Source organism: Amycolatopsis sp. cg13, from assembly GCF_041346965.1.
Classification (GTDB): Bacteria; Actinomycetota; Actinomycetes; order Mycobacteriales; family Pseudonocardiaceae; genus Amycolatopsis.
In genome coordinates, this window is sequence record NZ_CP166848.1 from 3,662,131 (window position 1) to 3,676,109 (window position 13,979).

The 13,979-nt window shown below is 69.4% G+C and carries 14 protein-coding genes; 7 read left to right on the forward strand and 7 right to left on the reverse strand.

From position 1 onward, the window contains the following. Positions 1–13: 13 nt before the first annotated feature. The 3 genes from AB5I40_RS16655 to rlmN form a co-directional block, all read right to left on the reverse strand. Positions 14–1,684 (reverse strand): DUF6461 domain-containing protein, encoded by a 1,671-nt coding sequence (locus tag AB5I40_RS16655; protein WP_370939417.1) that lies wholly within the window; start codon positions 1,682–1,684, stop codon positions 14–16. Between the two features lie 76 nt (positions 1,685–1,760). Next, on the reverse strand, positions 1,761–2,039 hold the full coding sequence (locus AB5I40_RS16660; RefSeq protein WP_370939419.1) for a hypothetical protein: 279 nt from the start codon (positions 2,037–2,039) through the stop codon (positions 1,761–1,763). Positions 2,040–2,067: 28 nt separating this feature from the next. Further along, positions 2,068–3,174, reverse strand: coding sequence for a 23S rRNA (adenine(2503)-C(2))-methyltransferase RlmN (rlmN, locus tag AB5I40_RS16665; protein ID WP_370939420.1), 1,107 nt, complete (start codon positions 3,172–3,174; stop codon positions 2,068–2,070). A gap of 390 nt (positions 3,175–3,564) precedes the next feature. Here rlmN and AB5I40_RS16670 point away from each other — a divergent pair, with 390 nt between their 5' ends. Both AB5I40_RS16670 and AB5I40_RS16675 read left to right on the forward strand, forming a co-directional pair. Next, positions 3,565–4,140: a papain-like cysteine protease family protein gene (locus tag AB5I40_RS16670; protein WP_370939422.1), complete on the forward strand. Its 576-nt coding sequence runs from the start codon at positions 3,565–3,567 to the stop codon at positions 4,138–4,140. A gap of 4 nt (positions 4,141–4,144) precedes the next feature. Then, positions 4,145–4,912, forward strand: coding sequence for an LPXTG cell wall anchor domain-containing protein (locus AB5I40_RS16675; RefSeq protein ID WP_370939423.1), 768 nt, complete (start codon positions 4,145–4,147; stop codon positions 4,910–4,912). A 40-nt stretch (positions 4,913–4,952) separates the two neighbouring features. Here the strand turns inward: AB5I40_RS16675 and AB5I40_RS16680 are convergent, their stop codons facing one another. Then, complete coding sequence (locus AB5I40_RS16680; protein WP_370939425.1) at positions 4,953–5,288, reverse strand: winged helix-turn-helix transcriptional regulator; 336 nt, start codon at positions 5,286–5,288, stop codon at positions 4,953–4,955. Between the two features lie 47 nt (positions 5,289–5,335). Between AB5I40_RS16680 and AB5I40_RS16685 the strand changes: the two genes are divergently transcribed. Further along, positions 5,336–6,289, forward strand: a complete 954-nt coding sequence (locus AB5I40_RS16685; protein ID WP_370939426.1) for an NAD(P)H-dependent flavin oxidoreductase — start codon at positions 5,336–5,338, stop codon at positions 6,287–6,289. On the opposite strand, the gene AB5I40_RS16690 is transcribed toward AB5I40_RS16685, so the two are convergent. After that, complete coding sequence (locus AB5I40_RS16690) at positions 6,286–7,188, reverse strand: LysR family transcriptional regulator (protein ID WP_370939427.1); 903 nt, start codon at positions 7,186–7,188, stop codon at positions 6,286–6,288. The genes AB5I40_RS16685 and AB5I40_RS16690 overlap by 4 nt on opposite strands. A gap of 87 nt (positions 7,189–7,275) precedes the next feature. On the opposite strand from AB5I40_RS16690, the gene AB5I40_RS16695 reads away from it, so the two are divergent. Continuing rightward, positions 7,276–8,532 (forward strand): aspartate aminotransferase family protein, encoded by a 1,257-nt coding sequence (locus AB5I40_RS16695; RefSeq protein ID WP_370939428.1) that lies wholly within the window; start codon positions 7,276–7,278, stop codon positions 8,530–8,532. A 1-nt stretch (position 8,533) separates the two neighbouring features. On the opposite strand, the gene AB5I40_RS16700 is transcribed toward AB5I40_RS16695, so the two are convergent. Then, the gene (locus AB5I40_RS16700) at positions 8,534–9,034 is read right to left on the reverse strand and encodes a DUF3558 family protein (protein WP_370939429.1); all 501 of its coding nucleotides are present in this window, start codon (positions 9,032–9,034) and stop codon (positions 8,534–8,536) included. A gap of 143 nt (positions 9,035–9,177) precedes the next feature. On the opposite strand from AB5I40_RS16700, the gene AB5I40_RS16705 reads away from it, so the two are divergent. Beyond that, the gene (locus AB5I40_RS16705) at positions 9,178–11,529 is read left to right on the forward strand and encodes a penicillin acylase family protein (protein WP_370939431.1); all 2,352 of its coding nucleotides are present in this window, start codon (positions 9,178–9,180) and stop codon (positions 11,527–11,529) included. On the opposite strand, the gene AB5I40_RS16710 is transcribed toward AB5I40_RS16705, so the two are convergent. Further along, the gene (locus tag AB5I40_RS16710) at positions 11,513–11,920 is read right to left on the reverse strand and encodes a hypothetical protein (RefSeq protein ID WP_370939432.1); all 408 of its coding nucleotides are present in this window, start codon (positions 11,918–11,920) and stop codon (positions 11,513–11,515) included. The genes AB5I40_RS16705 and AB5I40_RS16710 overlap by 17 nt on opposite strands. A 182-nt stretch (positions 11,921–12,102) precedes the next feature. Here AB5I40_RS16710 and AB5I40_RS16715 point away from each other — a divergent pair, with 182 nt between their 5' ends. Continuing rightward, the gene (locus AB5I40_RS16715) at positions 12,103–13,347 is read left to right on the forward strand and encodes a sensor histidine kinase (RefSeq protein ID WP_370939433.1); all 1,245 of its coding nucleotides are present in this window, start codon (positions 12,103–12,105) and stop codon (positions 13,345–13,347) included. Continuing rightward, the gene (locus AB5I40_RS16720) at positions 13,332–13,976 is read left to right on the forward strand and encodes a response regulator (RefSeq protein ID WP_370939434.1); all 645 of its coding nucleotides are present in this window, start codon (positions 13,332–13,334) and stop codon (positions 13,974–13,976) included. The genes AB5I40_RS16715 and AB5I40_RS16720 overlap by 16 nt, the downstream gene beginning before the upstream one ends. The last annotated feature ends 3 nt before the right edge of the window (positions 13,977–13,979 follow it).

Consider the following 13,979-nt stretch of genomic DNA (forward strand, 5'->3'; position numbering starts at 1 on the left):
GCAGGCTCGGTGGTTACCCCTGGAGGACGTAGGCCTGGTCGGTCGTGTAGATCGCGGCCAGGTCGTCCGCGGTGATGCCGCGACCGGCGAAGCGGGCGATCACGGTCAGGCCTTTCGCGTGGCGGTGCCGGAAGTCGTCGAAGTCCAGGTCTTCACAGTGCGGCGCGCCGGGTTCATGACCCGGATGGCCCGCGTACAACAACTGCCCGCGCTCGGCGAGGGCGAGTTGGAAGTTGGCGTTGATGTTCCAGTACAGGCTCGCGGCCTTTCCGTTGCGGGACAGCGCGGTCAGCCTGTCCCGGTCGGAGCCTTGGAAGCCGTTGTCCTCGACGGCCAGCACCACGTCGTCCACCTCGAGCACGGCCAGCAGCGGCAGGTACCCGTGCCCGGGGTTACTGAGCCGTTCCCACGCGGGCCGCTCGACGATCGACTTGATCGACACCGGTGCGGCCGGGTCGCCGCCGAGGGTGCTGATCACCTCCTCCGGCGTGAGGCCGCGCACAACGGTGATCGCGGCGGCTTCGCCGAGTGAACTTTTCTCGATCCACCGGTGCTCAGCGTCGGGTGCGATCGCCAGAGGCGGTTCGGGTTCCCCACGCAGCCGATGACCGAGCCGGTCCGTCTTCTTGTGCACTACGTCGGGTGTGGCCGGTGCCTGCCAGATGACCAGGTGATAAGAGTCTTCGGCATCGTCGCGGCCGGTCACCTGCACGCGGACTCGGTAGTCGCCCGGCCACGGCGGCGTTTCCCAACAGTGGCGGCCGTATCCGGATGCATTCCCGGACAAGACCGCGCCGCCCTCCGACGCGGTCCAACTGATCTCGACGACCTCGTCCCAGCCGGTGAGGTCGAGTTCCTCGGGTGGTCCGGTCAGCACGTGCATCGATATCGGCACGTGTCCTTCGGCCACGCCCGTCCGGATCGCCACGCCGTCTTCCACTGCGGTGACCAGGCCGTTGGCGGAGAAATCGGCGTTCGCCGGAACCGAACCTCCGGTGATCCAGAACCGGTGGTCCGTTACCGCGGCCGACGTTGAGGAAGACTGCGGCAGCAGGTATTCAGCGCGCCGCTTGGCCAGCACGGCCGCCGCGTAACCAAGCGGCTTGGGCACCGTCGGCAAGACGATCGCCGTGGCGCCCAGCGCCACACCGACGATCGCGGGCGTCTTTCCGGCCATCTCAGTGCCCAACGAGCGCAGCACCGCGGTCGACACGATCACGGCCAGAGCGAAATGCGCGGCGCCGTGCTGCGCGGCGATTTCCGCTTCATCACCGGTCGCATCCGGCACGGCCGCCTTGTCCCGCAACGCTTCGACCAGCTCTACCACGCGGTCAGCCGCGCCGGGGTGTACCTGTTCGACGATGGCCACGGCCTGCTTCGTGGCGCACTGCTCGTCGCCCATCCACGTTGTGACGTACCGCGTGACGGTCGATTGAGCCAGTCCGGACACAAGATCGTCCGGGATGTCCACGGCCAGCCGATCGACAGTCAGTTCCAGCGCACCCAGCAGCCGTTCAGAAAGTACGTCGCCGATCTCATCCAGTGCCGTTTGGACCCTCGTGCCGTGCCGCGAATACCCCTTCGGCTCCCACCGGCCAAGGCGACCAGCGGGTTCTTTGGGCACGCGGGCGACGATGTCCGGCAGCACAGCCGACACGACCGGCTCGAAATCCTCGATCCCCACCACACAATGATGCCAGCGCGGCAACCTGTTCCGCCCGGAATGAAGCGGAGGTCGGACGACCTGCTGATCGAAGCGGTCAGCGGGCAAGCCAAGGAGCGAGCAGCTTCTCCAGATCAGCGTCCGAGAGCGCCCGCGGTCCGCCGTGGAACTCGTGCCACCGGGCGGCGTCGCGTGCGGAGGTGTACTCGACGTCGAAGGCGCGCATCAGGACGTACATGAAGCTTCCCGAATCGAACCGCTCGCCCAGCAGGGTGCGAGCCGCACGGGCCACGTCCACCGCGGTCTGGGGGCCGTTGACGTCGGCCAGCTTCAGTTCCTCAGCCGCCGGATCGAGCAGGCTCGGCGCACACAACAAGACAACTACTCCACTCTGAACTATTCGCTCAACCTTCGGCGGCGAGCTGTCCGCAGGCCGCCGCGATGTCCTGACCACGGGTGTCCCGCACCGTGCACGCGACCCCGCCCGCATTCACCAGCCGCACGAATTCGCGCTCCACCGGCTTCGGCGACGCATCCCACTTCGAACCCGGCGTCGGATTCAACGGAATCACGTTCACATGCACCAACTGACCCAAATGCTTCCGCAACCGCTTCGCCAGCAACTCCGCCCGCCACGGCTGGTCGTTGATGTCCCGGATCAACGCGTACTCGATCGACACGCGACGCCCGGAAGTGTCCGCGTAATACCGGGCCGCGGAAAGCACCTCGTCCACTGACCAGCGATTGTTGACGGGAACGAGGGTGTCCCGCAGCTCGTCATCCGGCGTGTGCAGCGACACCGCCAAGCGAACCTGCATCCGCTCGTCCGCCAACTTCCGAATCGCCGGAGCCAAACCCACCGTCGACACCGTCACCGAACGCTGACCAATACCCAGCCCGCCCGGAGCAGGATCAGTAATCCGACGCACCGCAGCCACCACACGCTTGTAGTTCGCCAGCGGCTCGCCCATGCCCATGAAGACGATGTTCGACAGCCGACCCGGGCCGCCGGGCATCGAGCCGTCTCGCATGACCGCGGCTGCGTCGCGGACCTGGTCCACGATCTCGGCCGTCGAAAGGTTGCGGTCCAGGCCGCCCTGGCCGGTCGCGCAGAACGGGCACGCCATGCCGCAGCCGGCCTGGCTCGAGATGCACAGGGTCGCGCGGTCCGGGTAGCGCATGAGCACGCTCTCCAGCAGCGTCCCGTCGTGCGCGCGCCACAGGGTCTTGCGGGTCGCGCCGCCGTCCGCGGCCAGTGCGCGCACCTCGGTGAGCAGCGGCGGCATCAGGTCGGCCACGAGCTTGTCGCGCGAGGCGGCCGGGATGTCGGTCATCTCCGCCGGGTCGACGGTGAGCCGTGAGAAGTAGTGGTTCGACAACTGCTTGGCGCGGAACGCCTTCTCCCCCAGTTCGACCACGGCCTCGGCTCGCTCGGCCACCGTGAGGTCGGCGAGATGGCGCGGCGGCAGGCCGCGCTTGGGCGCGTCGAAAACAAGAGGGAGGGCAGTCATGACCGATCAAGTGTCTCATACGCGCGAAACCCGCGCTCCTCCCCCTCGCCGCGCGGCGGGCGAAGCGGGGCAGCGACCGGCACCGGCGCGGTACGAGCGGAAGGGCGACCGACGAACGACGGCGCCGGATCAACGGAAAAACACCCTACGAAGGTCGGATTGCCGAATGCTTTCCGAGATGAATTCCCCTATAATCGAAGGCAGTCGCCTTTCGCGGGGCGCGAACAGAATCGACCGGCGTAGAAATATCCGCGGCCACTCGGCGGCGGAATACCGCCGTTAGTCGGTAGTTGCCGCGTTCCTTGCGCGCGTACCGTTCTGTGCGTCTCACCCTTCCCCACCGGCCCGGTAATTCCCCGGGCCGGCCGGTCTTCCCCTTTGGAGGATCCCGTGAAAGTGCCCTCTTCGATTCTGCGCGGAATCGCCGCGGCCGCGGCCGTCGCCTCGGCCGCGCTCGCCGTTCCGGCCGCGGCGGACGCCGGCGAAACGAACATCTCGATGCAGGCCCAGCAGAAAGACCAGTGGTGCTGGGACGCCAGCGGCAACACGATCGCCTCGTTCTGGGGCTATTCCCTGACCCAGACCCGGTTCTGCCAGATCGCGCACAACGAGTCCGGCAGCGACTGCGCCAACAACCAGGGCTACCTCAGCGACCAGCAGCGAGTCTTCCGCTACCTCGGGTTCCGCAGCGTCGGCTCCTACAATTCCAACGGCTACCGGCTTTCCTTCTCCGGCATCAAGAACCAGATCGACGCCGGGCAGCCGATCGGCACCCGGATCGGCTGGACGTCGGGCGGCGGCCACATGCACGTCCTCTACGGCTATGACGACTCGAACGGCAGCAGCATCGTCGAATACGGCGATCCGTGGCCGTCGAACAACCGCTACAACTCGATGAACTACAGCTCCTACGTGTCCAACAACCAATTCGACTGGACCCACACCGTCTACGGAATGGTGGGCTGAGACAATGCTGCGAACCATCCTCCGCACCGCAGTCCTTTCCGGAGCCATCGCCGCCGCCGCGTTCGCCGCGAACCCCGCGTTCGCCGCGGAGTCGCCGACCGGTCCGTCGCCTTCGGACACCGCCGCGATCTCCGGGCTGCTCGCCAGCCCCGGCACCGCCGCCCGCCTCGCGCACACGAAGTTCCCCGGCGCGGCGCCGGCGGCAGCGCACGCCAGCCGCGCCGCCGCGGACGCCCAGACCCAGATCCCGGTCTACGAACCGACCGCGGCCTTCATCAACGGCGAGTCCGACGTCCCCGCCGCACTCGCCTACGTCGCGTCTCCGGCCCGCCTCGCCGACGGCCGGGAAGCGACCGTCTGGGCGCAGCCGAGCAAGGCCGGGTGGCAGGTCATCAACGTCGCCTCCGGCAACGACGAGCAGGCCCACGCGGCTGCCGCGCACGGCGGCTACCTGTTGCACGAACCGCAGGTCAACGCCTGGTACTCGGTCAACGGCAACACCGTGACCGTCCTCGACGGCGCCGTCTCCGGCGTTCCGGCTGGCACCCGGGTCACCCTGGCGGCCTACCGGGCCGAGCTGCAGAAACGCTACGGCGACAAGCTGCCCGGCTCGACCTACGACAAGACGGGCGCGGGCGGCGGATACGCCGTTCCGGCCCCGAACACCGGCTCGGACGGCAATCCGGCCACCGCGCTCGCCATCGGCGGGGCGGCCGCGGCAGCCGCGGGCGGCGCGTTCTTCCTGCGCCGCCGTTCCCAGCACAGCAAGTGATCACCCCGGCAGGGGCGCGCCCGCCGCGCCCCTGCCGCGATCACTCGTCGCCGAGAGCCGCGGCCCACCGGTCCGCCCACGACACGAGCGGCCGCAGCGCCTCGAACGCCTCCCGGCCCAGCGTCGTCAACGCGTAGTGCGATTCGCCGGTCTGCCGCACCAACCCGGCCTCGGCGAGTTCGACCAGGCGTTGCCGCAGCACGCTCGAAGACATCCCGTCGCACCGTTGTTGCAGCGCGCGAAAACCGAGAGTGTCGACCTGCAGTTCCCAGACGATCCGCAGGCACCACCGCCGCCCGAAGAGGTCGAGCGCGGCCATCAGCGGACGGCCGGTCGTGGAGCCCCGGACCGGCTGCCCCGGCTTCGGCGTCGCCATCGGAATCTCCTTGTGCTTCGATTTCCGAAACACTAACATCGGCCGCCATGATTCGATTTCCGAAGCAGGTCTGCGACACGCTCGGCGTCGACGTGCCGATCGTGCAGGCCCCGATCGGCTCAGCGGCCACCCCCGCGCTCGCCGCGGCGGTCTCGAACGCGGGCGGCCTCGGGACGCTCGCCCTCACCTGGACCGACCCGGACGAGGCGATCCGCCGGATCCGCGAGGTGCGCCGCCGCACGGACCGGCCGTTCGCGGTCAACCTCGTGCTCGACTTCCCGATCGACGACGTCCTCGACGCCTGCCTCGCCGAGGACGTCCCGATCATCTCCACGTTCTGGGGCGACCCCGGCAAGATCGCCGCGCGGGTCAAGAACGCGCGGCTGATCCACACCGCGGGCTCAGTCGCCGAAGCCCGGCAAGCGGCGGAGGCAGACGTCGATGTCGTTGTCGCACAAGGCTGGGAAGCGGGCGGACACGTGCGCGGCCAGGCCTCGACGCTCGTGCTGGTGCCCGCCGTCGTGGACGCGGTCGCGCCGATTCCCGTACTCGCCGCGGGCGGAATCGCCGACCGCCGCGGACTCGCCGCAGTGCTCGCTCTCGGCGCACAAGGCGGCTGGCTGGGCACCCGATTCCTGACCGCGACCGAAGCGGCGACCCACGATTCCTACCGCGAAGCCGTGCTCGCCGCCGAGCTCGAGGACGCCGTCCACACCCGCTGTTTCGACGGCGGCTGGCCAGACGCGCCGCACCGCGTCTTGCGCAATTCGACGCTCACGCAATGGGAAGCGGCAGGCGAACCGCGCACCGGCCGCCCCGGCGAAGGCGACGTCGTGGCAACGGATGCGGCCGGAAACCCATGGCATCGCTACGACGACATGGTTCCCGTGCCGGGCATGACCGGCGATCTCGAAGCGCTGGCGCACTACGCCGGTCAAGCCGCGGGATTGGTCCGAAACATCGCTCCAGCAGCGGAAATCGTCGCGGACCTCGTCGGTTAAGCTTGCTCCACCGCCGCCGGAAGCTCGACCGGTTGCCGCAGCGCGTCCAGCACCGCGTTCACCGCCGCCCGGCGCGGCGAACCTCGCCGGGTGACCGCGACGATCGTGCGCGTCACCGGCGTCGCCAGCGGTTTCGTCGCGACCCGGTACCGCGGGTCCACCGCCAGCCCGGGCAGCAACGCGATCGACAGCCCGGCCTCGACGTGCTGCAACGTCATCAGGTAATTGCTGAACCGGCACACCACCCGCGGCTCGAACCCCGATTCGCGACAGAGCCGCAGCGTCAGATTCGCCATGTAGGACGGGGGAATGTCGAGCGCCCACGGTTCGCTCGCGTAGTCCGCGAGCACGGCGGGACCGCGCGGCTCCGGCCGGTCGAGCGCGGTGACCAGCACGATCGGGTCGGTCGCCAGCCGGATGATCTCCAGGTCGGGACCGAGCGGCAGGTCGGCGAAATCGGTGGTGGTGATGACGACGTCGCTGTCGCCGGCCCGGAGCGCGGGCACGCTTTCGTGCGGTTCCCGTTCCGCCACTTCGGTTTCCAGCCGCGGATAGGCCTGCGCGAGCCGGGTCGCGGCGGGCACGGCGAAGGTGTGGATCGCGCTCTGGAACGCGCCGATCCGCACCAGCCCGGCCGGTTCGTCGCCGCGCAGTTCGGCCTCGACCGCGTCGAGGTGGTCGAGGATCGCGCGCGCCTGCCGGGCCAGTTTCTCCCCGGCGGGCGTCAGCCGGACGCGCCGGCCAGTGCGTTCCAGCAGCCGGGTGCGCGTTTCGGTTTCCAGCACCGCGAGCTGATGCGACACCGTGGAGGCGCTGAGATTCACGTCCTGCGCGACCGCGCGAACGGTGCCGAGCACGGCAAGGCGACTCAGGAGGCGCAGCCGCCACGGGTTCAGCATGTCCTCATCGTTGTTCGATGCCATCGCACAGGCAAGCGGAAACTGTGAGATGGACGCGGCGCTCGACCCAGCTCTACCGTCGAAGCCATGGGCACCGACACCTTCTGGTCCGACGTTGACCGGCACCTCGTCCGCTACGCCGGCCCTGGCTCGTTCACCGGCGAGATCATCGACCGTGCCGAGGGCAGCTTCGTCTTCACCGAGGACGGACGGCGGATCCTCGACTTCACATCCGGGCAGATGAGCGCGATCCTCGGGCACGCGCATCCGGAGATCGTCGAGACCGTCCGGAAGCAGGCCGCGAAGCTTGACCACCTGTTCAGCGGGATGCTGAGCCGCCCGGTCGTCGACCTCGCGCGGCGGCTCGCCGAGACGTTGCCGGACCCGCTGGAGAAGGCGCTGCTGCTCACCACCGGCGCCGAGTCCAACGAGGCCGCGCTGCGGATGGCCAAGCTGGTGACCGGCAAGCACGAGGTCGTCTCGTTCGCCCGGTCCTGGCATGGGATGACGCAGGCCGCCGCGAGCGCGACTTACAGCGCCGGACGCAAGGGTTACGGCCCCGGCGCACCCGGCAACTTCGCCATCCCGGTGCCCGGCGCGGACTGGGAGCACCAGCTGGACCTCGCGTTCGACCTGATCGACGCGCAGTCCGTCGGCAGCCTCGCCGCGTGCCTGGTGGAGCCGATCCTCAGCTCCGGCGGGATCCTCGTGCCGCCGCCAGGGTATTTCCAGGCACTGCAACGGAAATGCCGGGAACGCGGCATGCTGCTGATCCTCGACGAAGCACAGACCGGGTTGTGCCGCACCGGAACCTGGTACGCCTTCGAGCACGACGGCATCGTCCCGGACATCCTCACCGTGTCCAAGACGCTAGGTGCCGGACTGCCGCTCGCCGCCGTGCTGACGAGCGCGGAAATCGAGCAGGAAGCCCACGAACGCGGGTACCTGTTCTTCACCACGCACGTCTCGGACCCGCTCCCCGCCGCAGTCGGGAACACGGTGCTGGACGTCCTGATCCGCGACCGTCTCGACGAACGCGCCCGAGACCTCGGCACCCGCCTGCGGACCGGCCTGGACGAAATCGCGGCGCGGCACGAGTCGGTCGGCGAAATCCGCGGCCGGGGACTGCTCGCCGGACTGGAACTGAGCGGCGGCGGCCCGGACGCGGACAAGCTCGGCGCCCGCGTGACGCAGCGGTGCCTCGAACTCGGGCTGCACATGAACATCGTCCAGCTGCCCGGGATGGGCGGGGTGTTCCGGATCGCGCCGCCGCTGACGGCCTCCGACAGCGAGATCGACCTCGGACTGTCCATTCTGGACGAGGCGATCGGGGGCGTCTCGTAGCTCAGCGCGGGATGCGGCCGGCGATCGCGGTCGCCGCCTTCCTGCCGATCTCGCAAGTGTCCACGGCCACGGTCACCAGCTCGTGGGTCGTCACCGCGAGGATGACCGCGCAGGTCCTGGTCCCCGGGTCGGTGTTCTCGATCGTGCCCGCCGGGTACCCGGCGATGTCGGGGATCGGCTTGACTGACGGGTTCTTGAACATGCCGAAGTAGCCTTTGAGATCGACCTCGGAGATGATGACCCCGTATCCGCTGCCTTGGCACCAGCGGCCGACGGTCTTGGGCGCGGCACCGCTCTTCTGACTGAGTTCGGGCACGTCAGAGGGCTTGAGCAGGCTGCACGGGTCGGTGTTCGCGAGCGGTGCGTCGGTCTTGCCGTCCGGCGCGGCACCGCGGTCGGCGGTCCGGACGTTCTGCTCGACGCCCTCGGTGCTGCCGCCGCAGGCCGCCAGCCCCAGCACACCGGCCAGGACCACAGCGGCCGTCACCGCCACACTGCGCATCGATTCCCCCAGGAGTTCGGTCTGAGCAGGGACAGTACGGCACCCGGCGCCCGGTTCCCCCTACTCGTCCCGGTTCAGGGGTGGGTCCCCGCCCTCGCCGCGATTAGCGTCCGCGGGGTCAACGCTGCTGCCGGGGGTGGGAAATGCGGTCCAAAGCTACCGTCCTGATACTCGTTCTGACGTTGCTCGGCACCACCCCAGCCTCCGCGAGCCCGGCCATCGCGCTCGACGGTCTTTCCCGCCCGGTCGACCTGCTCGTCGACAAGTGGGGCGTCCCGCACATCTACGCCGCCAACACCTCAGACCTGTTCTACGCACAGGGCTTCACCGTCGCCCGCGACCGGCTCTTCCAGCTCGACACCTGGCGCCGCCGGGGGCTCGGGTTGCTCAGCGAGGTCCTCGGCGAGTCCTATGTGGACCAGGACCGCGCCGCCCGGCTGTTCCTCTACCGCGGCGACATGCGCAAGGAATGGGCCGCCTACGGTCCCGAAGCCAAACTCGCCGCCACCCGCTTCGCCGAGGGGATCAACTCCTACGTCGACTGGCTCGCCAAGCATCCCGAAGCGGCCCCGCCGGAGTTCGGCAAGCTCGGATACCAGCCGTCGCACTGGCAGCCCGAGGACGTCGTCCGCATCCGGACGCACGCGATCGGCGAGAACCTCATGTGGGAGGTCGCCCGCGCGCAGATGGTGTGCCAGGCCGGGCCGAACGCGAGCAAGTACCTCCGCAGCCTGCACCCCGACCACGAGGCCGCGGTGCCCGAAGGCCTGGATCCGTGTTCAGTCCCCGGTGACGTGCTTTCCGTGTACAACAAGGCAACCGCGGCCGTCACGTTCCCGAAGGGCGTCGCCGGGCCGAAGGACATCGCCGACGCCACCAGCGGCAGCAACTCGTGGGCGATCGGCCCGAACCGCACGGCAACCGGACGGCCGATCCTCGCCAACGACCCGCACCGAGGCGCCGACGCGCTGCCGTCCGGCCGTTACGTCGCCCAGCTTTCCGCGCCCGGCCTGAACCTCACCGGTGCGGGCGAGCCGTGGAACCCGGGCATCGCCATCGGGCACAACGATTCCGTCGCGTTCGGGCTGACGAACCTGCCGGTCGACCAGACCGACCTCTACGTCTACGACCTCGACCCCGCCGACCACAGCCGGTACCGCTACCGCGGCGGCTGGGAGCCGATCACCAAGGTCACCGAAACCATCCCGGTGCTCGGCGGCCAGCCGGTCACCCGCGAGCTGTCGTTCACCCGGCACGGCCCGATCGTGAAGGTCGACGAAGCGGCGAACCGGGCGTTCGCCGTCCGCACCGCGTGGACCGAACCCGGCAGCGCCGCCTACCTCGGCAGCCTGAACTACCAGCGGGCCCGCAACTTCACCGAATTCACCGCCGGAATGCGCAAGTGGGGCGCGCCCGGATCGAACCTCGTCTACGCCGACGTCCACGGCGACATCGGCTACGTCCCCGGTGCGCTGACCCCGCGCCGCACCGGGGCCGGATACGACGGCCTGCTGCCCGTCCCCGGAGACGGCCGCTACGAATGGAGCGGCTTCTACGCCAACTCCGAACTTCCGTGGCAGCACAACCCGCCGGCCGGATTCTTCGCCTCCGCCAACGACTACAACCTTCCGCCGGGCTTCCCGGTGGTGTCCAACTACGAATGGCAGCTGCCGTACCGCAAGGAGCGGATCTACGAGCTGATCAAGTCCACGCCGCGCGCCCGCGTCGCCGACTCGCTCGCCATCCAGCGCGACGAAAAGTCCTTGCTCGCCACCCGGCTCACCCCCTTCCTGCGGAACCTGTCCTCCACCGATCCGGACACCGCGAAGGCACTCGACCTGCTGCGCGGTTTCGACGGCGTCGCCTCGGTGGATTCCGCCCCGGCCGCGCTGTACGAAACCTGGCTGCTGAAGTACCTCCACGGCGGCTGGGCGCACACGATGCTCCCGCAAGCCGCCGCGGATGTCCTGTCCCGCACCATCAATCCGGATTTCAGCCTCGTGCTCGCGTCCTTCGCCGACCCCGACGCGTGGTTCGGCCCGGGCGGCGCGGCCAAACGCGACAAGCTGATCCTCGACACTCTCCCGCTCGCTTTCCGCGACGTCGCCGGAAAACTCGGCGGCGATCCGGCGAAGTGGCGCTGGGGCTCGCTGCAGTACCAGGAATTCGTGCACCCAGCGGGCGGCCCGAACGTCGGCCCGACCCCGGTCGGCGGCGACTACCAGACCGTCCACCCGTCGTTCTTCCATCCGCTCACCTACCAGCAGATCATCGGCGCGACCTTCAAGATGGCGCTCGACGTCGGCGACTGGGACGCGTCGCGGGCGATCAACGCGCCCGGCCAGTCCGGCGATCCGCGCAGCCCGCACTACCGCGACCTGAACGACCTGTGGGCCTCCGGCGGCTCGTTCCCCCTGCTCTCGAGCCGCGCGGCGGTCGAACGGAACCTCGACACCCGGATCCGGCTGGTCCCGAGGTTCACTTCGCGAAGCTAGCGCGCAGCCGGACGAGCGGGACCGCCGCGCAGGCCAGCAGCACGGCGCAGGCCGTCTGCAGCAGCAGGAACCAGAACGGGCACGCGCCCGGGATCAGGTCGACGCCGACGAGAGCGACCGGAGCGACGATCGAGATGAACCGTGCCCGCTGATAAGCCCGGTTCGACCCCTTCGCCGCGAGCGAGACCAGCCAGTACATGATCACGGCGCTGACCGGCACCAGCGCGGACCGCGTCCACATGAAGCTGGTCGCCGTCCCCTCGGTGGCCGCCAGCACGACGATCGTCCCGAAGACGGCGAGGCCCGCCGCTCCGTAAGCCGCGACGAACCCCTTCACGAGGCCGAACGGACGCTGGGCGGCGGTGGCGGCGGGGCGTTCGATGGTCTGCATTGCTGTTCTCCCTTGTGGTTTTCCGTTGTGCCAGCAACGCTAGAAAGCCGCGGCCCGGCCCGGTATGGGTCTGGCCGCACGAGGGGGTGGGCCTGGACCCACTCCTGTCCCGCAGCGGCGGGAATCCGGCGTTTCGTCGTGCACAGTGGACCCCGAAGCCGGATGGACAGGGGGAAGAAACGATGCGACAGCTACGGTCCTGGATGCGCGACTGCGGGGTGGGATTCGTCCGCGCCGCCCAAGCCGCGGGCGTGGCCTTGCTGATCCCGGTGATGTGGGCCGCCGCGGTGGGCCTGTGGCAGTTGTGGGGCGGCAGCCCGTGGTCGTGGATCGCGCCGTTCATCTGGGCGGCGATCGGGACACTCGCGCTGGCGAAGCCGGTGTGCCGGATGACGCGGATCATGGTCGCGAACTGGACCGGCATCGTCCTGCCGCCCGGGTACCGCGAGCTGGCGCCGATCACCCAGCTCTCGACCGGATACTGGTGGAACGGCCACTCCTACGCCCGCACTCGCGAAGAAGCCCGGCGCGAGCAGCGGCTCAAGAACTGGCGCTACGACCCGGCGACCTGGCGGGACCTGCGGTTCGCGCTCCTCGCGCCGGTCTCGTTCGGCCTGGTCGCGCTCGTGCCGCTGCTCGGCGTCGTCGCGGCGGTCCTGGCGCTGACGGCCTTCCCCGCCGGATACCTGGCCGGCCTGCTGGTCACGATCGCGACCGCGCCGTACGCGTGGCGCAGCGTGATCCCGGTGGCCACGCGGTTCCTGGGCGCGTCCGCCACGATGGAGCTGGCTGACCGGGTCGACACGCTGACCGCCCTGCGCGCGGACACGACCATCGCGCAGGCCGCGGAAATCCGCCGCATCGAACGAGATCTGCACGACGGCGCCCAAGCCCGGCTGGTCGCGCTCGGCCTCGCGCTGGCGACCGCGGAGAAGCTGATGGAGACCAACCCCGAGCAGGCCAAGGAGTTGCTGCGCGACGCCCGGGCCGGCGCGGCCACGTCGCTCACCGAACTGCGCGAACTCGTGCGAGGCATTAGCCCGCCAGTGCTGAACGAACGCGGCCTCGCCGACGCGGTCCGCGCGATGGCGATGGACATGCCGGTGGACGTGACCGTCGAAACCGACCTGCCGCAGCCGCTCGATCCGCCGATCGAATCCGCGCTGTACTTCGGGATCGCCGAACTGCTCGCCAACGCGGTGAAGCACGCGCACGCGTCCCAAGTCCGGATTTCCCTGCTGCAGGAGGGGAATCAGCTGTGCGCCGAGGTCGAGGACGACGGCCGCGGCGGGGCCGAAATCCACCCGGACGGCGGGCTCGGCGGACTGCGCCGCCGTCTCGCGGTCTTCGACGGCACGCTGGAGATCACCAGCCCATCCGGCGGGCCGACGCGAGCGTGGATGATGGTGCCATGCGCATCGTCGTAGCCGAGGACCTCTACCTGCTGCGGGACGGATTGGTCCGGCTCCTGCAGGCCTACGGCCACGAGGTGGTGGCGACCGCGACGACCGGCCCGGAAACCGTCGCCGTACTGCGGGAACACCAGCCGGACGTGGCCGTGGTCGACGTCCGGATGCCGCCGACGCAAACCGACGAAGGCCTGCGCGCGGTCCTCGCCGCGCGCCGCGAGACGCCCGGGCTGCCGGTGCTGATCCTGTCGCAGCACGTCGAACAGCTCTACGCCCGCGAACTCCTGGTCGGCGGGGCGAGCGGCGTCGGATATCTGTTGAAGGACAGCGTTTTCGAGGCCGAACAGTTCATCGACGCCCTCGAACGCGTCGCCGCTGGCGGCACCGCGATGGATCCGGCGGTGATCTCGAAACTGCTCACGAGCGGATCGCCGGATCAACGGCTCGGCACGCTGACCGACCGCGAGCGTTCGGTGCTGGAGCTGATGGCGGAAGGCCTGTCGAACACGGCGATCGCCGGGCGGCTGTTCCTGAGTGAAAGCGCGATCAGCAAGTACACGACGTCGCTGTTCGGCAAACTCGGCATCACCGACGACGAAACCGGCAACCGTCGTGTCCTGGCAGTGCTGACCTACCTGAACTCGTGAGTG